This window comes from Achromobacter sp. ACM01, from assembly GCF_014851745.1.
In the GTDB taxonomy this organism is placed as follows: Bacteria; Pseudomonadota; Gammaproteobacteria; order Burkholderiales; family Burkholderiaceae_B; genus Achromobacter; species Achromobacter aegrifaciens.
In genome coordinates, this window is the sequence record NZ_JACVAF010000002.1 from 588,738 (window position 1) to 609,701 (window position 20,964).

Below are 20,964 nucleotides of genomic sequence, written 5' to 3' on the forward strand. Positions count from 1 at the left end.
AAGAGTCGGGGCCAGGATCACTGGAACGGCGGCGAGTACAGCAGCCCGCCCTGGTTCCATTGCGCGTTCAGGCCGCGCTCCAGCCTCAGCGGCGTTGCGGCGCCCAGATTGCGGTTCCAGACTTCGCCATAGTTGCCCACGGCCTTGATGGCGTTGCGGGCCCAGCCTTCGTCCAGCCCGAAGCTCTTGCCTATGCCGGGGTCCACGCCCAGCAGGCGGCGTACCTGGGCATCGCTGCTTTGCGCCTGGTTGTCGGCGTTCTGCGCGGTGATGCCGAGTTCCTCGGCCGCCACCAGCGCGTTGATGGTCCACCGGACGATGGCGGCCCAGTTGGCGTCGTCTTGCCGCACGAAGGGGCCTAGCGGCGATTTGTTGATGCGTTCAGGCAGGATGACGAAGTCGTCCGGCTGGCCGGCTCGCGCCGCGCGGCTGGCGGCCAGGGTGGACGCATCCGACAGGTAGACGTCGCAGCGTCCTGCGTAAAAGGCTTGTTCGAGCTCGACCAGATTCTCGATGACGACCGGACGATAGCTCAGCTTGTGCTTCTTGAAGTAGTCGACCAGGTTCTGCTCGTTGACCGTACCGGGCTGCACGCAGACCTGCGCGCCTTCGAGCTCCGTCGCGCTCTTGACACCCAGCTTGCGCGGCACCAGAAAGCCCTGGCCGTCATAGAACACGATGCCGGCGGACGCGATGCCCAAGCCGGCGTCGCGGCTGGAGGTAATCGTGGTGTTGCGGTTCAGCACATCGATCTCGCCCGACTGGAGCGCAGGAAAACGTTGCTGCGAACTCAACGGCACGAAGCGCGTCTTCTCCGGATCGCCGAGCACGGCGGCGGCCAGCGCGCGGCAGAGGTCCGCATCCAGGCCGGTCCAACGGCCTTGCTTGTCGGCGATGGACAAGCCGGCAGATCCCTGGCTCACGCCGCAGACCAGTTCGCCGCGTTTCTTGATGGTCTCGACCGTGCCCGCATGAGCCGCGCCGGCCAGCGCCAGCATCGCCGCCACGCCCGCGATCTTCAGTTGTTGAGTCAAACGCATGCCATTCCTTTGTTTGATGCAGTCCGGAAAGGCAGGAATTCTATGGGTGCTATGACGTTCGGCGAGCGACTATATGGTCATATGGATATAAAAACTAAGCCTTACTCAAATCCGCGTCATATACCTAGAATCGCTGCATACCAAGTTGAAATGACGGAGCGGTGGCGCATGAGCTGGCAGGACGAATTCAGGCAGTTGTTTCCGATCACGCAAGACCAGGCTTACGCCAACATTGCCTACACCAGCCCGCTGGCGCCCAAGGTGGCCGAGGCGGTCGGCGCATTTTTCCAAGGCATAACCTACGCACGCAGCGACAAGCCCCAGTGGCTGCGGGACGCAGATGCGTTGCGCTTGCGGCTGGCCCGCCTGATCGGCGGCGACGCCAAGCGCCTGGCTTTCACCAAGAACACCACCGAAGGGTTGAACATCGTTGCGCAGGGGCTGGCCTGGCAGGAAGGCGACAACCTGGTGGTGGACGACCAGGAGCATCCCACCAATGCCTTGCCCTGGTTGAACCTGCGGCGCCGTGGCGTCCAGGTGCGCGTGGCACAGGCGAATTCGCATCGCTACACGGTGGATGACCTTTGGCAGCATGTGGATGCGCGCACGCGGCTGATTGCAGTGTCCTGGGTGCAGTACGGCACCGGCCTGCGCACCGATATCGCCGAACTGGGCCGGCGCTGCGCCGAACGCGGCATCTTTCTGGTCGTCGACGGGATTCAGGGCGCGGGGCTGTTGCGCGTCAACGTGGATGAATGGGGCGTGGATGCCTTTGCTTGCGGCGCGCATAAGGGCATGCTTGGACCGCTGGGCGTGGGCCTGCTGCATGTATCGCCCCGGCTGCTCGAAGCCCTGGATCCGCTGTATATCGGACCTTCCGGCGTCAACACGCTGGATAAATCCGGACTGCAATGGCAGGTGGGCATCGCCGATGCTACTGACGCCCGCAGGCTCGAATCGGGCAACCTGAACTATCCGGGCATCGCGGGCTGGGCCGGCGCGCTGGACCTGATCGAAGGCGCGCGGCCCGAACGTATCGAGCCCTGGGTGCTGGAGCTTTCCGAAGCGCTGAGCACGGGCTTGCGCGGAGTGGGCCTGCAGGTCGTGTCACCGGCCGGTCCGGAATTCCGCAGCACGACGACGGCGCTGCGCGTGCCGGATCCCGCGGCCGCGCTGGCGCATCTGACACAATCCGGGATCGTGGCCAGCATAGTGGAGTATGGTTACGTGCGCTTGTCCGTCGGCGCCTATAACAATCATGCGGACGTGGAACGCATACTGCGCGCAGCGCGGACGCTTCCCGTCTGAGAAGAATCATTGATAAGCAACACTTCAGGAGATACTGATGACCGAAGCGAAGAAGCCCCAGTGGCGGCTTGAAACCGTGGCCGTGCATGGCGGCTACCGCCCCGATCCGACCACGCGCGCCGTGGCCGTGCCCATCTACCAGACCGTGGCCTACGCGTTCGACGACACGCAGCACGGCGCCGACCTGTTCGACCTCAAGGTGCCGGGCAATATCTACACCCGCATCATGAACCCGACCACCGACGTGCTGGAGCAGCGCGTGGCGGCCCTGGAGGGCGGCATCGCCGCGCTGGCGCTGGCCTCGGGCCAGGCCGCGGTGACCTACGCCATCCTGACCATCGCCGAAGCCGGCGACAACATCGTCTCGTCCAGCACACTGTACGGCGGCACCTACAACCTGTTCGCGCACACGCTGCCGCAATACGGCATCACTACGCGTTTCGCCAATCCTTCCGACCTGGCCGCCTTCGAGGCCCAGATCGACGACCGCACCAAGGCCATCTTCGCGGAATCCGTGGGCAATCCGCTGGGCAACATCACCGACATCGCTGCGCTGGCCGAGCTTGCGCATCGCCACGGCCTGCCGCTGATCGTCGACAACACCGTGCCGTCGCCTTACCTGCTGCGTCCCATCGAGCACGGCGCCGACATCGTGGTGCAGTCGCTGACCAAGTACCTGGGCGGCCACGGCACCAGCCTGGGCGGCGCGATCATCGACTCGGGCAAGTTCCCGTGGGCCGAGCACAAAGAGCGCTTCAAGCGCCTGAATACGCCGGACGTCAGCTACCACGGCGTGGTCTACACCGAAGCCTTCGGTCCGGCCGCCTACATCGGCCGCGCCCGCGTGGTGCCGCTGCGCAATACCGGCGCGGCGATCTCGCCCTTCAACTCGTTCCAGATCCTGCAAGGCATCGAGACCCTGGCGCTGCGCGTGGACCGCATCGTCGAGAACACCGTCAAGATCGCCAAGTACCTGCGCGAACATCCGAAGGTCGAGTGGGTCAACTACGCCGGCCTGCCGGACCATCCCGACCACGCGCTGGCGCAGAAGTACCTGGGCGGCAAGGCGCCCGGGCTCTTCACCTTCGGCGTGAGGGGCGGCCGCGAGGCCGGCGCGCGCTTCCAGGACGCACTGCAGCTGTTCACCCGCCTGGTCAATATCGGCGACTCCAAGTCGCTGGCCACGCACCCCGCATCCACCACGCACCGCCAGCTCAATCCCGAAGAGCTGCAGAAAGCCGGCGTGCGCGAGGAAACCGTGCGCCTGTCGATCGGCATCGAGCATATCGACGACCTGCTGGCGGATCTGGATCAGGCGCTGGCGCAGGTGTAAGCCATGACGATGCTTCCCCGCAGAACCTTGTTGAAGCTGGCCGCGGGCTTGCCCGCGCTGGCAGCCGCGGGAGCGGCCGGGGCGGCAGCCCCGGCTGCCCCGACCGCAAAGGCCCGCAACTACGTCCTGGCCCACGGCTCCTGGCATGGCGGCTGGTGCTGGCGTCCGGTGGCGGACCGCCTGCTGGCGGCCGGCCACCGCGTGTACGCGCCCAGCTACACCGGCATGGGCGACCGCGCCCATCTGCTGAGCAAGAACATCACCATCGACACCTTTGTCGAGGACCTGGTCCAGGTCATCGATACCCAGGAACTGAAGGACGTGATCCTGGTGGGCCATAGCTTCGGCGGCATCCCGATCACGGGCGTGGCCGACCGGATTCCGCAGCGGCTGGCGCATCTGGTGTACTTCGACGCCATCGTGCTGCAAAGCGGCCAGAATGCATTCTCGGTGTATCCGAAGGCGGATGCCGACGCGCGCATCGCCGCAGCCTCGAAGGCCACCGATGGACTGGCCGTGCCGATTCCCGATCCGCTGCCGGCGGCCTGGGGATTCACGCCGGGCAGCGCGGACCATGATTGGGTCAAGCGCCGCCTGACCGCCCATCCGCTGGCCAGCTACACCACGCCGCTGAACCTGAAGCACCCCATCGGCAATGGCGTGGCCCGCACCTACATCCATTGCACCCAGCCCGAGCTGGCCGTGCTGGATGAATCGCGCAAGCTGGTGCAGTCCCAAGCGGGCTGGAACTGGGTCGACATCGCCGCGCCGCACGAAGCCCACATCACGCATCCGGCCTTGCTGGCGGATCTGCTGCTGGGCCTGGCCTGAGCCGGCACGGCCAGGATGGGCGGCTGATACGGTCGCCCGGGCATCGCAGTTTGCGGGCATCATGCGGGATTGCGCCGGGCCGCCAGTGCCCGCGCGTCCGATGCCGACCCGCAGGAGACCTCCATGGCCCGTCCGACCGTCCACGCCGCGCTGCCCGCGGATCTGCAAGCCTGGCTGCGACAGCATGCCGATGCGCTGGACGACGGCAGCATGGATGCGGCGGTAGTGTTGCCGCAACTGGCTGCCGCCGACGTGTTGCGCCATGGCGTGCCCGTGGGGCAGGGCGGCTTGCCAGACACGGATATCGGCGACGCGATCGAAATGATCGCGCAATTGGCGGAGCTTTCCGTTGCCGGGGCCTTCGTGGCCTGGAGCCAGCGAGTCTTCATCGAGTATCTGCTGCGCAGCCCCAACAAGGCTCTTGCGGAAGCCTGGCTGGCGCCGCTGCTGAAGGGTGAGCAGGCCGGTGCGACCGCGCTGTCGAACGCCATGAAGTTCCTGAGCGGCATCGAGTCGCTGCAGATCGCCGCGCGCGAGGCGGACGGCGCGTGGGTGCTGGACGGCCGGATGCCCTGGGTCACCAATCTGCGGCCCCAGGGCTTCCTGGTGGCCGCCGCTGTTGCCGCGCCCGATGGAACGCCGGCGGTGGTCGCGCTGCCGCATGGCATCGCGGGACTTGCCCGCAGCCCGGACCTGCCTTTGTTGGCGCTGCAATCGACCCACACCGCGGCGCTGGACCTGCGCGGCGTGCGCATGGGTCCCGAATGGATCATCCATCCTGATGCGCGCGAGTATCTGCCCCAGGCCAGGCCGGCCTTTGCGGGCATGCAATGCGGCCTGTCCATCGGCCTGGCGCGGGGCGCTTTGCGCGCCGCGCAACAGGCAGGGCAGGGCCAGGACTCGCGCGGCATCCTGGGCCAGCCGCTGCAAGCGCTGGAGACGCAGTTGCACGCGCTGACGGCGGGTTTGATCGATGGGGTGCGCAGCGGGAGCTTCGTCTCGCAGCCCTGGCGGCTGTTCGAGCTCCGCATCGCCTTGGCCGAAGCGGCCCAGCAGGCGGTGCAGCTGGAACTGCAGGCCAGCGGCGGCGCGGCCTATCTGCGGCCGGCTGGCGCAGGCTTTGCGCGGCGCTGGCGGGAAGCGGCATTCCTGCCCATCGTCACGCCCAGCCTGGTGCAATTGAAGACGGAGCTGGCCAAGCGCCAGGCGCGGCTGGCGGCCGAAGCGGGTGGATAGCGGCGCGGCGGGGCCGCGACGGCCGGGTCTTATCGCCGTATGCCTTTGCCATTGACCGGGCAGACAATCTCGCGCAGCTTGCGCTGCACGGGGTCTTGCGCGATTGGCGCGTTGCGGATGCCGGGCGGAGGCAGGGACTCGACGATGGGGCCGGTGGCGTTCTCGCCCGCATGGTGCACGACCTGGCTGACGGTATAGGTGCCGGCGGTGCAGTTCATGGTGACCGGCTGGATCACGGAGCGGTAGGGTTGCCCGTTGGCGGCGGAAATCTTGGGTTGGGCGTAGAACCAGGCTACGTTCACGGCCATCACGGCCGGGCGCTCCGATACCACCTTGATCGACGCGCTGTCGTAGAACACGCCAGGCATGGCTTGGGGGTCCAACGGCAGCCAGGCTGCTGCGGCGGACGGCATGTCGCCGGGCGGCGCGGCCTGCGCGGGGTGGACCCAGGCGGTCACGGCCAGGGCGATCAGGAATGCGTGCCTTGCGGTCATTGGTGTTTTCCGGTGGTGGCGCGGCGCGCCGGCGCCAGGCTTGTGGCCATGGCGTGTACCTGATCATACCGGGCAGGGCGCGTGCGCGCGGAGCGAATACGTCCGAGGGGCGGCGGGGCCTAAGCCGTCAACACATATTCCGGATAGCGCCTGCAGATCTCGGCTACTTGGCTGAGGGTGCCCGAAAGGTGTTCCCGCAGCACCTGCTGGGCGCGCTGCGGGTTCTGCGCGACGATGGCGTCCAGCAGGCGCTGGTGGTCTTCCAGGATGCGCTCGGCCTTGCCGGCCTCGGGCAGGTGCAGGCGGCGCAAGCGGTCCAGGTGGCCGCTGTAGCGTTGCGCCAGTTCCCACAGCCGGGTCACGCCGGCGGCTTCGTGCATGTCGCGGTGGAAGGCCTGGTCGGCGTCGATGAAGCGCTGGTACTGGCTGCTGGCGTGGCTGGCGCGCTGCAGGTCGATGCTGGCCTGCAGGCGCTGGAAGAGCTGCGGATCCGGGCGCTGCGCCAGCATCTGCACGATCTCGAGCTCCAGCGAGCGGCGCAGGAAATGCGCCTCGCGGGCGGCGTCCACATCGATGCGGCTGACCACCGTGGTGTGCTGCGGATAGATCTCGACCAGCGCTTCCTCGGCCAGCCGCATCAGCGCGTCGCGGATCGGGGTCTGGCTCAGGCCGTAGGTTTCCGCCAGCGTGATGCGCGACAGGGGCGTGCCCGGAGCCAGTTCCAGGGACACGATCTGTTCGCGTAGATGTTCGAAGACCTGGGGCGCGGCGTGGCGCGAACGGTCCAGTCTGAGCTTGGTGCTTTGCATCGGGTCGCGTGCGGAGTTGGGCCTGAAGAGTAACGGAGTTTAGCGGGTTTTTACCTAGCTGACGCACTAATGTATTAGTGTTTAAATGACCCGGTCAACATTACGAAAGACCGCCTCACCCCTATGAAACGCTCCTACGAAAGCCTGCGCAGCGCCGCCTGGATGGCCCGGGACGACCTGCGTTCCTTCGGCCACCGCTCCCGCATGATGCAGATGGGCTATGGCCCCGACGACTGGGCGGGCCGCCCGGTCATCGCCATCATCAACACCTGGTCGGACCTTAATCCCTGCCACAGCCACTTCAAGCAGCGCGTCGAGGACGTCAAGCGCGGCGTGTTCCAGGCGGGCGGGTTTCCGGTGGAGCTGCCCGCGATTTCGGTATCGGAATCCTTCGTCAAGCCGACCACCATGCTGTACCGCAACTTCCTGGCCATGGAGACCGAAGAGCTGCTGCGCAGCCATCCGGTCGACGGCGCGGTGCTCATGGGCGGCTGCGACAAGACCACGCCGGGTCTCATCATGGGCGCGGTCAGCGCCGGGCTGCCTTGCGTCTACGTGCCCGCCGGCCCCATGCTGCGCGGCAACTGGAAGGGCAAGATCCTCGGGTCCGGGTCGGATGCCTGGAAGCTCTGGGACGAGCGCCGCGCCGGCAAGATCACGCAGGAGCAATGGACCGAGGTCGAGGGTGGCATCGCCCGCAGCTACGGCACCTGCATGACCATGGGCACGGCCAGCACCATGACCGCCATCGCCGAAGCCATAGGCATGACGCTTCCGGGCGCCTCCTCGATCCCGGCGGCGGACGTCAACCATATGCGCATGTCCGCCGAATGCGGCCGGCGCGTGGTGGAGATGGTCTGGGAGGACCTGACGCCGCAGCGCATCCTGAGCCTGGCCTCCTTCAAGAACGCCATCAACGTGGCGATGGCCATGGGCTGCTCCACCAATGCCATCGTGCACCTGGTCGCCATGTCGCGCCGCGCCGGCTGCGCCGTGGGCCTGGACGACTTCGACGCCGCCAGCCGCAAGGTCCCGGTGATCGCCAACATCCGGCCCAGCGGTGACACCTATCTGATGGAAGACTTCTTCTACGCGGGCGGGCTGCCGGCGCTGATGTCGCGGCTGCAGGACCATCTGGATCCGTCCGCCATGACAGTCACCGGCAAGACCCTGGGCGAGAACATCGCCGGCGCCGAGGTCTACAACGACGACGTGATCCGCCCGCTGGACCAGGCCATCTACGACGAAGGCGCGCTGGCCGTGCTGCGCGGCAATATCGCGCCGGACGGCTGCGTCATCAAGCCCAGCGCCTGCGCGCCGCAGTACCTGCGCCACACCGGGCCGGCCCTGGTGTTCGACGACTACCCCAGCATGAAGGCCGCGGTGGACGACGAGAACCTGGACGTCACGGCCGACCACATCATGATCCTGCGCAATGCCGGCCCCCAGGGCGGTCCCGGCATGCCGGAGTGGGGCATGCTGCCCATCCCGACCAAGCTGGTGAAGCAGGGCGTGCGCGACATGCTGCGCCTGTCCGACGCCCGCATGAGCGGCACCAGCTACGGCGCCTGCATCCTGCACGTGGCGCCGGAAAGCTATATCGGGGGCCCGCTGGCCCTGGTGAAGACGGGCGACCTGATCACCGTCGACGTGCCCGCGCGCAGCATCCACCTGAACGTCAGCGACGAAGAACTGGCCGCGCGCCGCGCCGCCTGGACGCCGCCGCCCCGGCGCTACGAGCGCGGCTACGGCTGGATGTACTCGAAGCACATCCTGCAAGCCAACGACGGCTGCGATTTCGATTTCCTGGAAACCGCTTTCGGCGCGCCCGTGCCCGAACCCGAGATCTTTTAAAGCGTCATCCGCGCCCATCCCACCGTCTTCAGAATACGGAGCCATCGTGTCCCAAATGAATCCCGAAACCCGCGCCCGCCTGGCCGGCGTCAGCACCGCCACCCTGTGCACGGCCTTGTTCAAGCGCGGCCTGCGCAACCAGTTCATCCAGGACGTGCGTCCACTGAACGCCACGCTGCCCAATATGGTCGGCCCGGCGTTCACCCTGCGCTACATCCCCGCGCGCGAGGACCTGAACACCATCAAGGTGTTCGAGGACCGCGCCCATCCGCAGCGCGTTGCAGTCGAGACCTGCCCTGAAGGCGCGGTGCTGGTCATGGACAGCCGCAAGGACGCGCGCGCGGCTTCCGCCGGTTCCATCCTGGTGACGCGGCTGATGAAGCGCGGCGTGGCTGGCGTGGTGACGGACGGCGGCTTTCGCGATTCGCCCGAGATTGCCGAACTGGGCTTTGCCGCCTATCACCAGCGGCCTTCGGCGCCCACCAACCTGACCCTGCACCAGGCCTTGGATATCAACGCACCCATCGGCTGCGGCGACGTGGCGGTGTGGCCGGGCGACATCGTCGTGGGCGACCGCGAGGGCGTGGTGGTGATCCCCGCCCACCTGGCCGACGAGATCGCCATCGAAGCCGTGGAGATGACGGCCTTCGAGGACTTCGTGACCAGCGAGGTGCAGCTGGGCGCATCCATCCTGGGGTTGTATCCGCCCACGGATCCCGGCACCAAGGACAAGTTCGCCGCATGGCGCAAGCAACAGGGCCGCTGAGCCTTGCCGCCGGCTCAGCCGGCAACCCCATAAGCCAAACAAGAGGCAGGAGACAACCATGAACACGCAACGACGCGGCGCGCTGGCCGCGCTGCTGGCCGCCGCCATGCTGGGCACGTTGGCGGCGCCCGCGCAGGCCGCCGACTGGCCCGCGCAGAAGCCGATTTCCTATGTGGTGCCGTTCACCGTGGGCGGCTCGACCGACGTGGTGGGCCGGGTGCTGGCCCAGAAGCTGGGCGACCGCCTGCATCAGAACGTCATCGTTGAGAACAAGCCCGGCGCCGCGGGCGGCATCGGCGCGACCTATGTGGCCAAGGCGCCGCCGGATGGCTACACCCTGTTCGGCGGCACCATCAGCACGCACGCCATCAACGCCAGCCTGTACAAAAACCTGAAGTACGACCCGGTCAAGGATTTCGAGCCGGTTTCGCTGATCGCCTACCTGCCCAACGTATTGCTGGTGGATCCGAACCTGGGCGTGAATTCCGTGGCCGACCTGATCGCGCTCCTGAAACGCGATCCTTCCAAGCGCACCTTCGCGTCCTCGGGCGCCGGCACCTCCACGCACCTGGCGGGCGAACTGTTCTCCAGCATGATAGGGGTGCCGCTCACGCACGTGCCATACAAGGGCACGCCGCCCGCGATGGTCGACGTGTCCTCGGGCGCGGTGACCTTCATGTTCGACCAGATGACGGCGGCCTTGCCCCTGCTGCAGACCGGCAAGCTCAAGCTCCTGGCCGTGACCACCAAGGACCGCATCGCCTTGGCGCCGGAGGTGCCGACCATGCAGGAGGCCGGCGTGCCGGGCTTCCAGATGGCGTCCTGGCAGGCGGTGTACGCGCCCAAGGGCACGCCCAAGCCCATTCTCGACAAGCTGTCGCAGGAAATCGCGGTGATCCTGAAAGAGCCGGACGTGCAGGAGAAGCTGGGCAAGACCATGGGCATGGAACTGGTCGGCAGCACGCCCGAACAGCTGCGCGACCTGATGGCGACGGAGATCCCGCGCTGGGCGGAAGTGGTGAAGAAGTCGGGCGCGACGGTCGAGTAAGCGGATCGGGCAAGGGGGGACGGCATATCGGCGCCGTCCCCGCCGCCGCTCAGGATGTCACTATCAGGGCTTCAAGTTCAGCTTCGGCACCAGCGCCTTGAACGCCTCTTCCTGGCGCGCCACGTCGGCCGTGAATTGCGGCTGGTCGGCATAGGAGGGCGTCAGGTTCTGCTTGCGCATCAGCGCCTGGAAGTCCTGCGATTGCGCGACTTGGCGGGCCGCGGCGCGCCATTTTTCAACCGCGTCCGCGGGCGTGGCCTTGGGCAGGCCGATGCCGCGCCAGACGCTGAATTGCAGGTCCGCGCCTTTTTCCTTCATGGTCGGGACGGAGGGCAGGTTGTCCAGGCGCTTGGGCGCCATGACCGCCAGGGTGCGCAGCTTGCCGGTTTCCACGTGCTGCTGCAGTTCGGCGTAGGCAACCGTGGTGGCCTGCACGTCGCCCGCCAGGAGACCCATGATGGCCGGGGCCGAGCCCTGGTAGGGCACGTGCACGAACTTCACGCCAGCCTGTTCGCCCAGCGCCGCCGCCGCCATGTGCGGCACCGTGCCGATTCCGGCGTTGGACACGGCGACGCGTTCGGGATTCTTCTTGGCGTCCGCCAGGAATTCCTCCACCGTCTTCCAGGGCGCATCGGCGCGTACCGTGACCGACGAGGGATCGTCGGTGAAGCGGGCGATGGGCTGGAAGTCGCCGACCGTGGTCTTGCCTATGCCCATCAGGGGCACCACCAGCATTTCAGGCGTCATCAGCACCAGCCGGTAGCCGTCGGGCTGCGCGTTGGCCACGTAGGCCCAGCCGATGGAGCCGCTGGCGCCCGGCTTGTTGATCACCACCGTGGGCTGCGCCAGCATGGGCGGGCGCACCGCCTCGGCGATGGCGCGCGCGGTGTTGTCGCTGCCGCCGCCGGGCTGGTAGGCGACCACCAGTTCCATCGAGCGGGCGGGGTAGTCCGCGGCGTGCGCGGCGGACAGGACGGAAACTGCGGACAGGGCGCTGAAGGCCAGCGCGGACAGGCAGTATGGGCGCATGGTGGCGGCTCCGGTATCAGTAGCCCAGGGCGGAAAGATCCGCGAGCGTCTGTTTGGTGATGGCGATGGTGCGTTCGCGTTCGGCCCCGGCCAGGTCCAGGCGCGGCGGCTTGACGGTTTCGGCGCTGCCGGTGATCAGGTGCTCGGCCAGCTTGATGTGCTGCACCAGCTTGACCACCGTGTCCAGGTGGAACAGCGGCGTCAACGCGGCGTATAGCTTGCGGGCCCGCACGAAATCGCCCTCGACGGCCAGTTTCAGCAGGTCGACCGAGGCGCGGGGCACGGCGTTGGCCATACCCGACACCCAGGCCGTCACGCCCAGCGCGGCGCTTTCCAGGATCAGGTCATCCACGCCGCAGACCACGGCAAGACGGTCGCCGAAGCGCGTGATCAGGTCGGTCACGCGGGTGGTGTCGTAGGACTCTTCCTTGATGGCGACGATGGTCGGCTCTTCCAGCAATTCGGCCACCAGGTCCGGCGTCAGGTCCACGCCGTAGCCGCGCGGATTGTTGTAGAGCAGGATGGGCAGGGCGCTGGCGCGCGCCACCTCGCGATAGAAGGCCACGGTCTCGCGGCCGTCGGATTTGTAGGTCAGGCCGGGGAACACCATCAGGCCATTCACGCCGATGCGCTCGGCTTCCCGCGCGAAGGCCGCGGCGCGGGCGGTGCCGGTTTCCGCCACGCCGGAAATCACCGGCACACGGCCGCGCACGGTGTCGACGGCGGTGCGCAGCACCTGCAGTTTTTCTTCGGGCGAGAGCTGGGCGTTTTCGCCCACCATGCCCATCATCACGACGCCGCCCACGCCGTTCTCGATCAGCCGTTCCAGTCCTTGGCGGATGGCCTCCAGATCCAGCGAAAAATCGGGTTTCAGCTTGGTGGTGACGGCGGGAAATACGCCTTGCCATTGAATGCTCATGCTGCGGCTCCTGATGCGTGATCCATCCGGTGCAATCCGGTTGGATAGTGGTTATTGGATATTGGATCCAAAAATATGGGGCTTAAAAAAACGAGGCTCGGGCCTCGGTCCGTCGCCCTTGGGGGCGCAGGCTTGAACTGGATCATGGATCCAATATACTCACATTAAAAGGGCTGCGGGTAGCGGCTGTCTCTCGGGGTTTTCCTGGGCATGGCGGCCCTGTTTTCCACCCAGTCCTGCCGTGCCGCCCCCGCCGCACGGTGCAACCAGGCAGGTTTCATGTCCCAGAATTCGCCGCTTTCCGCTTCCAATCCGTCCCGTTCCCAGGCCGCCAGCCCCGGCCGCCTCGTGCGCAAGACCGCCGTCGAACTGGTGGTCGACGAACTGCGCGACCGCATCCTGTCCGGCGCGATTCCCCCCGGTTCCGCGCTGCGCCAGGAACTGTTCGCCGAGGAACTGGGGGTGAGCCGCCTGCCTGTGCGCGAGGCCATCCGCCAGCTCAGCGCCGAAGGACTGATTGACATGATCCCGCATCGCGGCGCCTACGTTTCCATGCTGTCGCGCGCCGAGGTGCAGGAGTTCTTCGACATCCGCCTGCGGCTGGAGCCGTGGCTGTTGCGCCTGGCAGTGCAGCAGCATCAGACGCAGGATCTGGATCTGGCGAGCCAGGTGGTGGCGCAGATGGACACGGCCGAGCCTGAGCAATGGGGCCGCCTGAACTGGCAACTGCATGAACTGCTGTACCGCTCGGCGCAACGTCCCGCCGCGCTGGCCATGGTGCGCGCGCTGCATGAAAAATCCGAACGCTATTTCCGCTTCCAGATCGTCAACGCGCCGATCCGCCAGCAAGCCCACGACGAGCACAGCGAACTGATCGCGCTCGCCCGGCAGGGGCGGGCCGAAGACGCCGAGGCCGCGCTGGAGCGGCACATCGGCGAAGCCGCCGAGCAGATACTCGCCATCGTCGACCATCTGCTGGATGCGTCGGCGCTGCAGGAACCTGCCTAGACGTCCAGCTCCAGCGTGCCGCAGCCGCGCGATACGCAGACCATCATGCTGCGGTTGGCGGCGCGTTCCTCGTCGCTGAGCACGTAGTCGCGGTGGTCGACCTTGCCGGACAGCACGCCGGCTTCGCAGCTGCGGCACAGGCCTTCCCGGCAGGAGTACGGCCAGGCGACGCCGGCCGCTTCCAGCACATCCAGCACCGACTTGTCCGCGGGCACTTCGTGGCAGCCGCCGCTGCGCGCGAGCCGCACGGCAAAGCTTGAACCGGGCTCGGCCGCAGCAGGCGCGCTGGCGGAAAAGCGCTCGAAATGCACGCGCGCCGCGGCGATTCCGCCGCGTTCGCAGGCCGTGGCCACGGCATCCATCAACGGCCCGGGGCCGCAGCAATAGACATGCAAGCCTGGTTCCCCCAGCGCGCCCAGATAGGCGTCGAGGTCGCAGCGCGCGCCGCCTTGTTCGCTGTCGACATGCAGCGTCACTCGTTCGCCGTGCAAGGCCAGTTCAGACAGGTAGGCTGCCGCGTCGCGGTCGCGCACGCAGTACAGCAGCCGCCAGGGCTCGCCGCGCCTGACGCTTGCATGGATCATGCTGAGGATGGGCGTGATGCCTATGCCGCCCGCGATGAAGACATGGCCGGCGGCCTGCGCATGCAGCCCGAACAATTGCCTGGGCTCGCCGATATCCACCAGGTCGCCCTCGCGCAGCTGTTCATGGATGTAGCGCGAACCGCCGCGCGTCTCGGCCGCCAGGCCGATGCCCAGCCGGTACACGCCCAGTTCCGCCGGGTCGCCGCAAAGGGAATACTGCCTGACCAGGCCATTGCCCAACGCCACATCCACATGCGCGCCGGCCTCGAAGGCCGGCAGCATGGCGCCGTCAGGACTGCGCAGCGTCAGGCCGAGCACGCCGCGCGCCTCGCGCACGATGCGGCTGATGACTAGCCGGCGCATTTCAGGCCACCGCCTGCGCCGGGCGCACGCCGGACGCGCCGGCTGCCTGCTGCTCTTCTTCGATGCGGCGCGCCACCACCCAGCGGAACTGGGACAGCGCGGCGTCGATGGACAGCGGCACCATCTTGAAGTCGGGCGCCAGGGACAGCGAGCGCTGCTGCGCGGTGATGATGTCGCGGTCTTCGTCGAAGGCATCCACCACGCTCTGGTGGATGGAGGCAGTGACCTCGGGCCGCTCGATCGAGAAGTTGTGCGGATGCGCGAAGAAGTAGTGCGTCGAGGTTTCGGTTTCGGGCGTCAGGGCCTGGCAGCCGCGGAATTCGATCGCGCCGGCGCGGTTTCCTTCTTGTGCGCCGTCTCCGGCCGGGGCCATGCCCGAGTCCATCAGCAGGATGCCGGGCAGGGTGAAGTTGTAGATGTTCCAGCGGTCCACCAGGCCTGGCCATTCGCGGACCTTCTTGGCAAAGGCCGGCGCTTCGGTATTGAGCGTCCAGCGCGTGATGCGCACGCCGTCGGGCAGCCGGTCGACCTTGGGCGAGACCGAGGCATAGTCCTCGCTGCCGCCCAGCGTGGTCGGGTGCACGAAGGGCAGGTGGGAGAAGTCCAGCAGGTTGTCTGCGATCAGCAGATAGTTGACGTCATAGTGGATATAGCCGTCCAGGCTGCGCCAATCGGGATGGTCCAGCCATTGGGTGTCGGGGATGAGGGCTGGATCCGCGCGTTCCGGATCGCCCATCCAGATCCAGATCCAGCGGTGCCGCTCCACTACGGGAAAGGTCCGCACCCGGGCCTGAGGCGGAATGCGCGCCTGCGCCGGGGCCTCGACACAGGCGCCGCTGGGATCGAACTTCAGGCCGTGGTACATGCAGCGCACGCAGTCGCCTTCGCGCCGTCCCACCGACAAGGGCGCGCCGCGATGGCAGCAGCGGTCTTCCAGCGCCACCAGCCGGCCGGCGCCGTCGCGGTATATCAGCACGGGCACGCCGGTGATGGTACGAGAGAACAGGCCGTCGGCGCTGACTTCCTGGTCCCAGGCGGCGACGTACCAGGTGTTTTTGATGAACATGGATGAGCTCCTTGGTTTACTTGACGTAGCGCCAGGCGCCGTCCTTGATCTGCACCATGACAGCGGCGCGCTCGTCATAGCCCACGTGGTCGGTGGGCGACATGGTGGACACGCCTTGCGAGGTCACGGCGTCGCGCGTGGCTTCCAGCGCGTCGCGCAGGCCCGCCCTGAATTCCGGCGTGCCCGGCCTGGCCTTGGGCAAGGTGGTCTTCAGCGCCTGTTGCAGCACGATCCCGGCATCCCAGGCGTTGGCCGCGAACACCGACATGGAATCCTTGCCGTGGGCGGCTTCGTAGCGCTGCGTCAGGTCCATGGCGACCGCGCGTATCGGGTTGGCCTGGTCCAGCTGGCTGGCGACCACGACCGGGCCCACGGCGAACAAGGCGCCCTCGGCGTCCTTGCCGGCGATGCGCAGGAACTCGCGGTTGGCGATGCCGTAGGTCTGGTAGATGCGGCCGGCATAGCCGCGCTCGCGCAGGGACTTCTGCGGCAGCGCCCCGGGCGTGCCGGACGCCGCCACGATGACCGCGTCCGGCCTGGCGGCCAGCAGCTTCAGGGTCTGCGCCGTGACGCTGGTGTCCGTTTTCACGTAGCGCTCGGTGGCAACCAGCTTGATGCCGGCGCGCTGCGCCTGCGCGGAAACTTCGGCCAACCAGCTGTCGCCGTAGGCGTCCGCAAAGCCGATGTAGCCCAGCGTCTTCACGCCGGCGGCCTGCATGTGCGCGACGGTGCTGGCGACCATCAGGTTTTCGTTCTGCACCACCTTGAACACCCAGTGGCGCTGCGCGTCCATCGGCTCGACCAGCTTGGCCCCGGCCGCCAGGCTCATCAGCGGCACTTTCTTCTCCTGGGCGATAGGCAGCAGGGTCAGGGTGGCGGGGGTGACGGACGTACCCAGCACCACGTCCACGTTATGCTCGTCGACCAGCCTGCGGAAGGCGCGGGCGGCGCCGGTGGCGTCCGAGGCATCGTCCAGCACGATGTAGCGCACCGCCTCGCCCGCGATCTCGCGCGGCAGCAGGTCTATCGCGTTCTTGGCCGGGCCACCCAGCGATGCGGCCGGGCCGGTGAGCGACAGGATGACGCCGACGCCGACATCGGCCGAGGCGGCGTTACAGGACAGCAGGGCGCACGAAACCAGCACCGCGCGCACGGGGTGTAGAAGGGGCTTCAAGATGTTGTCTCCTTGTGGAAACGCCGGTCTGCGCGGCGTTTGACAAGACGATAGATAGCGGCGGAATATGCGTCAATGTCATGAGCATGATTCTGGAAATGCACGCTATGCATAACGAGAAACTGGACCTCAACCTGCTCGCCGTCTTCGACAGCCTGCTGCGCGAGCGCAGCGTGACCCGCGCCGGCGAGCAGCTCGGCCTGTCGCAAAGCGCCATGAGCCACGCCGTGAACCGCTTGCGCGCGTTCTTCGACGATCCGCTGTTCGTGAAGACCGGCCAGGGCATGCAGCCCACGCCCAAGTCCGAGAGCCTGGCGCCCACCATCCTGGCGCTGATGGCGACCATACGCGGCCAGGTGCTGTCGCAAGCGCAGTTCGATCCGGCCTCGGCGATGCGCGTGTTCACCCTGTGCATGACGGACATGGGCGAACTGGTGTTCCTGCCGCCGCTGATCAAGCGCTTGCGCGAACTGGCGCCGCATTGCACCCTGCGCACGCGCCAGGTGCCGCTGCAGCAGGTCGAGCCGCTGCTGGCGTCCGGCGAGGTGGATCTGGTGCTGGGATCGCTGCGCGCGGCGCCGCAGGGTCTGTTTCAGCAGCAGCTCTTCATGCACCGCTTCGTGACGCTGGTGAGCGTGAAGAACCAGGAGGTGGGCGACGAGCTGACGCTGGAACAATTCCAGCGCATGCCGCAGATCGTGGTGACGCTGGCCGGGCGCTCGTCTGAAGCCTATGACAGCGCACTGGAGGAGCAGGGCGTCAAGCGCAACATTTTCCTGTCCACGCCGCACTTCCTGGTGGTGCCGCTATTGCTGGACCAGCACCCGGATCTCATCGCCACGGTGCCGCAGGAGTTGGGCAATGTGTTCGGCGGCTACGGCGTGGTCAAGGTGCTGGAGCCGCCGCTGCCGCTGCCGTCCTTCGCGCTGCGCCAGCATTGGCATCCGCGCTTTCACCAGGATCCGGCGATCATCTGGCTGCGGGAGTTGGTGAAGGATACGTTCGATGGGTATCCGTGGGAGGCCATGCCTGCCGCAGCCCGGAAGGCGTGAGCCGCCGCGCCGGCCTCAATTGATCTTGATATTGCGTTCCTTCACAAGCGTCTTCCACTGCGCGGTCTCGCGCGCCAGGTGGTCGCGCAGTTCGTCCGGCGTGCCGCCAATGGGCTCGGCGCCGATGGAGTCCAGCGTGGCGCGCACCTTGGCGTCGTTCAATGAGGCACGCATGGCGGCGTTCAGTTTCGCGACCACGTCGGGCGGCGTGCCGGCGGGGGCGAAGGCCGCGAACCAGGGCATCAGTTCATAGCCGGGCAGGCCGCTTTCGGCCACGGTAGGCACGTCGGGCAGGGCGGCCGAACGCTTGCTGGTCGTTACCGCCAGCGCGCGCAGCTTGCCGGCTTCGATGTGCGGCTTGGCGGAGGTGATGCTGTCGAACATGTAATCCACCTGTCCGCCCAGCAGGTCGGCGACGGCAGGGCCGCTGCCCTTGTAGGGCACGTGCAGCATGTCCACCTGGGCCATGGACAGGAACAGCTCGCCCGCCAGATGGATGGACGTGCCCACGCCGGCCGAGGCGTATGTGTAATGGTTGGGTTGCGCCTTGGCCTTGGCGATCACGTCCTGCACGCTGGTGGCGCCGGTGCGTGCGGGATTGGTGACCAGCACGTTGGGCACCACGGCCAGCAGCGAGATCGGGGCGAAGTCCTTGACCGGGTCGTAGTTCAGGTCCGTGTACAGCGCCGGGTTGACGGCCATGCCGTTGGCGACGATCAGGATGGTGTAGCCGTCCGGCTTGGCGCGGGCCACGCTGGCCGCGCCGATGTTGCCGCCCGCGCCTGCGCGGTTTTCCACGATGAAGGTGGTGTTGAGCTGCTTGCCCATGGATTCGCCCAGGGTACGCGCGATGCTGTCCATCGCGCCGCCGGGCGGGAAGGGCACGATCCATTTGACCGGGTGATCCGGGTAGGTTTGCGCCAGGGCTGCGGACGAGCCCCCCAGCAGCGCCAGGCCCATACAGGCCCGGGCGAGTCGTTGGAATGCAGAGCGCAAGCGCATGATGGTCTCCGTATTGCTGGAATTATTGTGTCGCTGCGCGCCGGCGGTCCGCAGATCACGGGAAGATGTTCCCGCGATTCATACTTTCCATGATCAGGTTCGTGCGATAGCTCAGTATGGCTTGCGTTTTCCCTGCGAGTCCAAGACTATATGGGTTCCGATTAATACCTTTATGGTATGTATAAGACCACGCGATGCAATTGAGGCAACTGCGTTATTTCCAGGCCGTGGCAGAGGAAGGCAGCTTCACCCGCGCGGCCGCGCGGCTGCACATGGCCCAGCCCCCGCTCAGCCGCCAGATCCGTCTGTTCGAGGAAGAACTCGGCGTGCAGCTGTTCGAGCGCACCACACGCGCGCTGCGCCTGACGGAAGCGGGCCGCTTCCTGCTGGAACAATCGCGCCTGCTGACTGCGCGCCTGGAAGAAGTGCTGGAAGGCACGCGGCGGCTGGGGCAGACCCAGCGGCGCTGGTTCGGCATAGGCTTCGTGCCGTCCTCTCTTTACGGTTTCGTGCCGGAGCTGATCCGGCAGCTGCGCAACGCGGACCCGCAGGTCGAAGTGGGGCTCACGGAAATGACCACCTTGCCGCAGCTGGAGGCGCTCAAGGCCGGCCGCATCGATCTGGGCATCGGCCGCATCCTGTTCGACGATCCCGCCATCGAGCGACGGGTGCTGATGACCGAAGCGCTGATGGCTGCGGTGCCGCTGGGCCATCCCATTGCGCGGCTGCGGCGGGTATCCGTCGAACGCCTGGCGCGCGAACCCTTCGTGCTGTATCCGGCGCGGCCAAGGCCGAATTTCTCCGACCATGTGCTGGGCCTGTTCCGCGCGGCGGGGCACGCGCCGCAGGTGGTGCAGGAAGCCAACGAACTGCAGACCGCCATTGGCCTGGTGGCGGCGGGGCTGGGCGTGACGGTGGTGCCGGCGTCGGTGCAGCGCTTGCAGCGGCAGGACGTGGCGCATGTGGCGATAGACGCCGATACTTTTGTGTCGCCCGTGATCGTCAGCTATCGCAAGGACGACACGTCGGCGTTCCTGGCGCGGGCATTGGGGCTGGCGCAGGCGCTGGCCGGTTAGCACCTGAGGAAACATGACCATGCCGGATCAAGCCGCAAAATCCCTCTCCCTCAGGCAATTGGAACTGCTGCTGGCGCTGGCCTCCGCCGACAGCATCGCGGGCGCCGGCGCCCGGCTGGGGATGACGCCCTCGGCCACCAGCCACGCCCTGCGCACGCTGGAGGCCACGCTGGGAGCGCCCTTGCTCGACCGCAATGCATCGGGGGTGCACCTCACCTATGCGGGACAGCAGATTCTGCCGCATGTCAGGGACGTGTTCGCGTCCCTGCAGATCGTGCGCGCGACGGCGAACGCCAGCGCGGGCTTGCGCTCGGGCCTGCTGAATCTGGGTTCGCTGGGGGCGAGCTCCTCCTTGAACATCCTGCCGCAGCTGCTTGAGATGTTCAAAGCCCGCTATCCGGGCGTCGACGTGTTCGTTACCGAGAAGCCGGACCCGGAATTGGAGCGCGCGCTGGTCGAACGCCGCATCGAGATCGGCGTGGTGGCCTTGCCCAAGCCGGATTTCGACACGCTGCCGCTCGTTACCGATGAGCTGATGGTGGTGCTTCCGGCTGGCCACCCGCTGGCCGAGCGCAAGACCATCGCGGTGAAGGACCTGATCGACTATCCGCTGATCATGACGCGCGCCGGTTCGCAGCCTGTCATTACGCGCATGTTCGAGCGAGCCGGCGCCAAGCCGCACATCGCGCACGACCTCTCGCAGATCATGTCCATCCTGGAGTTCGTCAGGCGCGGGCAGGGCATCTCCGTGCTGGCGTCGCTGGTGCTGCCGCAGGCTTACGACGGGCTGGTCTACCGCAAGATCAGTCCCGCCTCCAAGCGCAGGATCGGCTTGGCCTGCCTCAATGAACGCAAGCTGTCGCCTGCTGCGCACGCCTTCTGGGCCATGGTCAGGGAAGCCGCGCCCAAGCTGAAGTTTCCGGTCAAGTAAAGCCGCGCGTCAGCCGTCCTGCTTGGCTCGAAGGCTGCCCT

20 protein-coding genes are annotated in these 20,964 nt (G+C 67.0%); 11 read left to right on the top strand and 9 right to left on the bottom strand.

All coding sequences use genetic code 11. The features are described from left to right. Nucleotides 1-17 precede the first annotated feature (17 nt). Entirely contained in the window at nucleotides 18-1,040 is a 1,023-nt protein-coding gene (locus IB268_RS11160) for an amino acid ABC transporter substrate-binding protein (protein WP_082401032.1), read from the bottom strand. 168 nt (nucleotides 1,041-1,208) lie between these two features. On the opposite strand from IB268_RS11160, the gene IB268_RS11165 reads away from it, so the two are divergent. The 4 genes from IB268_RS11165 (at nucleotide 1,209) to IB268_RS11180 (ending at nucleotide 5,748) form a co-directional block, all read left to right on the top strand. Further along, nucleotides 1,209-2,348 carry an aminotransferase class V-fold PLP-dependent enzyme gene (locus IB268_RS11165; protein ID WP_054454713.1) on the top strand — a complete coding sequence of 380 codons (1,140 nt, stop codon included), beginning with the start codon at nucleotides 1,209-1,211 and terminating at the stop codon, nucleotides 2,346-2,348. Between the two features lie 37 nt (nucleotides 2,349-2,385). Then, complete coding sequence (locus tag IB268_RS11170) at nucleotides 2,386-3,681, top strand: O-acetylhomoserine aminocarboxypropyltransferase/cysteine synthase family protein (RefSeq protein WP_054454711.1); 1,296 nt, start codon at nucleotides 2,386-2,388, stop codon at nucleotides 3,679-3,681. 3 nt (nucleotides 3,682-3,684) lie between these two features. Beyond that, complete coding sequence (locus tag IB268_RS11175) at nucleotides 3,685-4,512, top strand: alpha/beta fold hydrolase (protein ID WP_225588721.1); 828 nt, start codon at nucleotides 3,685-3,687, stop codon at nucleotides 4,510-4,512. Between the two features lie 123 nt (nucleotides 4,513-4,635). Next, on the top strand, nucleotides 4,636-5,748 hold the full coding sequence (locus IB268_RS11180) for an acyl-CoA dehydrogenase family protein (protein ID WP_119451165.1): 1,113 nt from the start codon (nucleotides 4,636-4,638) through the stop codon (nucleotides 5,746-5,748). A 29-nt stretch (nucleotides 5,749-5,777) separates the two neighbouring features. Here the strand turns inward: IB268_RS11180 and IB268_RS11185 are convergent, their stop codons facing one another. Then, nucleotides 5,778-6,242 carry a surface-adhesin E family protein gene (locus IB268_RS11185; RefSeq protein ID WP_054454705.1) on the bottom strand — a complete coding sequence of 155 codons (465 nt, stop codon included), beginning with the start codon at nucleotides 6,240-6,242 and terminating at the stop codon, nucleotides 5,778-5,780. A 119-nt stretch (nucleotides 6,243-6,361) separates the two neighbouring features. Continuing rightward, complete coding sequence (locus IB268_RS11190) at nucleotides 6,362-7,051, bottom strand: GntR family transcriptional regulator (RefSeq protein ID WP_192354237.1); 690 nt, start codon at nucleotides 7,049-7,051, stop codon at nucleotides 6,362-6,364. Between the two features lie 123 nt (nucleotides 7,052-7,174). Between IB268_RS11190 and araD the strand changes: the two genes are divergently transcribed. The 3 genes from araD to IB268_RS11205 are packed head-to-tail and all read left to right on the top strand — an operon-like array spanning nucleotide 7,175 to nucleotide 10,719. Further along, a complete protein-coding gene (araD, locus tag IB268_RS11195) occupies nucleotides 7,175-8,905 on the top strand; it encodes an L-arabinonate dehydratase (protein WP_175160679.1) in 1,731 nt (576 codons plus the stop codon). A gap of 55 nt (nucleotides 8,906-8,960) precedes the next feature. After that, nucleotides 8,961-9,671, top strand: coding sequence for a ribonuclease activity regulator RraA (locus tag IB268_RS11200; RefSeq protein ID WP_054454693.1), 711 nt, complete (start codon nucleotides 8,961-8,963; stop codon nucleotides 9,669-9,671). Nucleotides 9,672-9,729: 58 nt separating this feature from the next. Further along, nucleotides 9,730-10,719, top strand: a complete 990-nt coding sequence (locus tag IB268_RS11205) for a tripartite tricarboxylate transporter substrate binding protein (RefSeq protein ID WP_054454691.1) — start codon at nucleotides 9,730-9,732, stop codon at nucleotides 10,717-10,719. A gap of 63 nt (nucleotides 10,720-10,782) precedes the next feature. On the opposite strand, the gene IB268_RS11210 is transcribed toward IB268_RS11205, so the two are convergent. After that, nucleotides 10,783-11,748 carry a tripartite tricarboxylate transporter substrate binding protein gene (locus IB268_RS11210; RefSeq protein ID WP_192354238.1) on the bottom strand — a complete coding sequence of 322 codons (966 nt, stop codon included), beginning with the start codon at nucleotides 11,746-11,748 and terminating at the stop codon, nucleotides 10,783-10,785. Between the two features lie 16 nt (nucleotides 11,749-11,764). Further along, a complete protein-coding gene (locus tag IB268_RS11215; protein ID WP_192354239.1) occupies nucleotides 11,765-12,667 on the bottom strand; it encodes a dihydrodipicolinate synthase family protein in 903 nt (300 codons plus the stop codon). A 279-nt stretch (nucleotides 12,668-12,946) separates the two neighbouring features. Here IB268_RS11215 and IB268_RS11220 point away from each other — a divergent pair, with 279 nt between their 5' ends. Continuing rightward, nucleotides 12,947-13,675 carry a GntR family transcriptional regulator gene (locus IB268_RS11220; RefSeq protein WP_225590242.1) on the top strand — a complete coding sequence of 243 codons (729 nt, stop codon included), beginning with the start codon at nucleotides 12,947-12,949 and terminating at the stop codon, nucleotides 13,673-13,675. On the opposite strand, the gene IB268_RS11225 is transcribed toward IB268_RS11220, so the two are convergent. From IB268_RS11225 to IB268_RS11235, 3 genes are read right to left on the bottom strand one after another with little or no spacing between them, the layout of a single operon-like run. Beyond that, a complete protein-coding gene (locus IB268_RS11225; RefSeq protein ID WP_054454679.1) occupies nucleotides 13,672-14,622 on the bottom strand; it encodes a PDR/VanB family oxidoreductase in 951 nt (316 codons plus the stop codon). The two genes, IB268_RS11220 and IB268_RS11225, sit on opposite strands and share 4 nt — an antisense overlap. 1 nt (nucleotide 14,623) lies before the next feature. Continuing rightward, nucleotides 14,624-15,688 carry an aromatic ring-hydroxylating dioxygenase subunit alpha gene (locus tag IB268_RS11230; protein WP_192354240.1) on the bottom strand — a complete coding sequence of 355 codons (1,065 nt, stop codon included), beginning with the start codon at nucleotides 15,686-15,688 and terminating at the stop codon, nucleotides 14,624-14,626. A gap of 16 nt (nucleotides 15,689-15,704) precedes the next feature. After that, nucleotides 15,705-16,862 carry an ABC transporter substrate-binding protein gene (locus IB268_RS11235; RefSeq protein WP_225591354.1) on the bottom strand — a complete coding sequence of 386 codons (1,158 nt, stop codon included), beginning with the start codon at nucleotides 16,860-16,862 and terminating at the stop codon, nucleotides 15,705-15,707. Between the two features lie 107 nt (nucleotides 16,863-16,969). Here IB268_RS11235 and IB268_RS11240 point away from each other — a divergent pair, with 107 nt between their 5' ends. Further along, the gene (locus IB268_RS11240; protein ID WP_225591355.1) at nucleotides 16,970-17,914 is read left to right on the top strand and encodes a LysR family transcriptional regulator; all 945 of its coding nucleotides are present in this window, start codon (nucleotides 16,970-16,972) and stop codon (nucleotides 17,912-17,914) included. 15 nt (nucleotides 17,915-17,929) lie between these two features. On the opposite strand, the gene IB268_RS11245 is transcribed toward IB268_RS11240, so the two are convergent. Beyond that, nucleotides 17,930-18,916: a tripartite tricarboxylate transporter substrate binding protein gene (locus IB268_RS11245; RefSeq protein WP_192354241.1), complete on the bottom strand. Its 987-nt coding sequence runs from the start codon at nucleotides 18,914-18,916 to the stop codon at nucleotides 17,930-17,932. A gap of 194 nt (nucleotides 18,917-19,110) precedes the next feature. Between IB268_RS11245 and IB268_RS11250 the strand changes: the two genes are divergently transcribed. Together IB268_RS11250 and IB268_RS11255 are read left to right on the top strand one after the other, a co-directional pair. Beyond that, on the top strand, nucleotides 19,111-19,992 hold the full coding sequence (locus IB268_RS11250) for a LysR family transcriptional regulator (protein ID WP_059379704.1): 882 nt from the start codon (nucleotides 19,111-19,113) through the stop codon (nucleotides 19,990-19,992). Nucleotides 19,993-20,011: 19 nt separating this feature from the next. After that, nucleotides 20,012-20,923, top strand: a complete 912-nt coding sequence (locus tag IB268_RS11255; RefSeq protein ID WP_175160773.1) for a LysR family transcriptional regulator — start codon at nucleotides 20,012-20,014, stop codon at nucleotides 20,921-20,923. Nucleotides 20,924-20,964: the final 41 nt, after the last annotated feature.

Coding starts and splice junctions, on each gene's coding strand:
- IB268_RS11160 (WP_082401032.1), bottom strand. CDS start 1,040: ATGCGTTTGACTCAACAACTGAAGATCGCGGGCGTGGCGGCGATGCTG.
- IB268_RS11165 (WP_054454713.1), top strand. CDS start 1,209: ATGAGCTGGCAGGACGAATTCAGGCAGTTGTTTCCGATCACGCAAGAC.
- IB268_RS11170 (WP_054454711.1), top strand. CDS start 2,386: ATGACCGAAGCGAAGAAGCCCCAGTGGCGGCTTGAAACCGTGGCCGTG.
- IB268_RS11175 (WP_225588721.1), top strand. CDS start 3,685: ATGACGATGCTTCCCCGCAGAACCTTGTTGAAGCTGGCCGCGGGCTTG.
- IB268_RS11180 (WP_119451165.1), top strand. CDS start 4,636: ATGGCCCGTCCGACCGTCCACGCCGCGCTGCCCGCGGATCTGCAAGCC.
- IB268_RS11185 (WP_054454705.1), bottom strand. CDS start 6,242: ATGACCGCAAGGCACGCATTCCTGATCGCCCTGGCCGTGACCGCCTGG.
- IB268_RS11190 (WP_192354237.1), bottom strand. CDS start 7,051: ATGCAAAGCACCAAGCTCAGACTGGACCGTTCGCGCCACGCCGCGCCC.
- araD (WP_175160679.1), top strand. CDS start 7,175: ATGAAACGCTCCTACGAAAGCCTGCGCAGCGCCGCCTGGATGGCCCGG.
- IB268_RS11200 (WP_054454693.1), top strand. CDS start 8,961: ATGAATCCCGAAACCCGCGCCCGCCTGGCCGGCGTCAGCACCGCCACC.
- IB268_RS11205 (WP_054454691.1), top strand. CDS start 9,730: ATGAACACGCAACGACGCGGCGCGCTGGCCGCGCTGCTGGCCGCCGCC.
- IB268_RS11210 (WP_192354238.1), bottom strand. CDS start 11,748: ATGCGCCCATACTGCCTGTCCGCGCTGGCCTTCAGCGCCCTGTCCGCA.
- IB268_RS11215 (WP_192354239.1), bottom strand. CDS start 12,667: ATGAGCATTCAATGGCAAGGCGTATTTCCCGCCGTCACCACCAAGCTG.
- IB268_RS11220 (WP_225590242.1), top strand. CDS start 12,947: ATGTCCCAGAATTCGCCGCTTTCCGCTTCCAATCCGTCCCGTTCCCAG.
- IB268_RS11225 (WP_054454679.1), bottom strand. CDS start 14,622: ATGCGCCGGCTAGTCATCAGCCGCATCGTGCGCGAGGCGCGCGGCGTG.
- IB268_RS11230 (WP_192354240.1), bottom strand. CDS start 15,688: ATGTTCATCAAAAACACCTGGTACGTCGCCGCCTGGGACCAGGAAGTC.
- IB268_RS11240 (WP_225591355.1), top strand. CDS start 16,970: ATGCATAACGAGAAACTGGACCTCAACCTGCTCGCCGTCTTCGACAGC.
- IB268_RS11245 (WP_192354241.1), bottom strand. CDS start 18,916: ATGCGCTTGCGCTCTGCATTCCAACGACTCGCCCGGGCCTGTATGGGC.
- IB268_RS11250 (WP_059379704.1), top strand. CDS start 19,111: ATGCAATTGAGGCAACTGCGTTATTTCCAGGCCGTGGCAGAGGAAGGC.
- IB268_RS11255 (WP_175160773.1), top strand. CDS start 20,012: ATGCCGGATCAAGCCGCAAAATCCCTCTCCCTCAGGCAATTGGAACTG.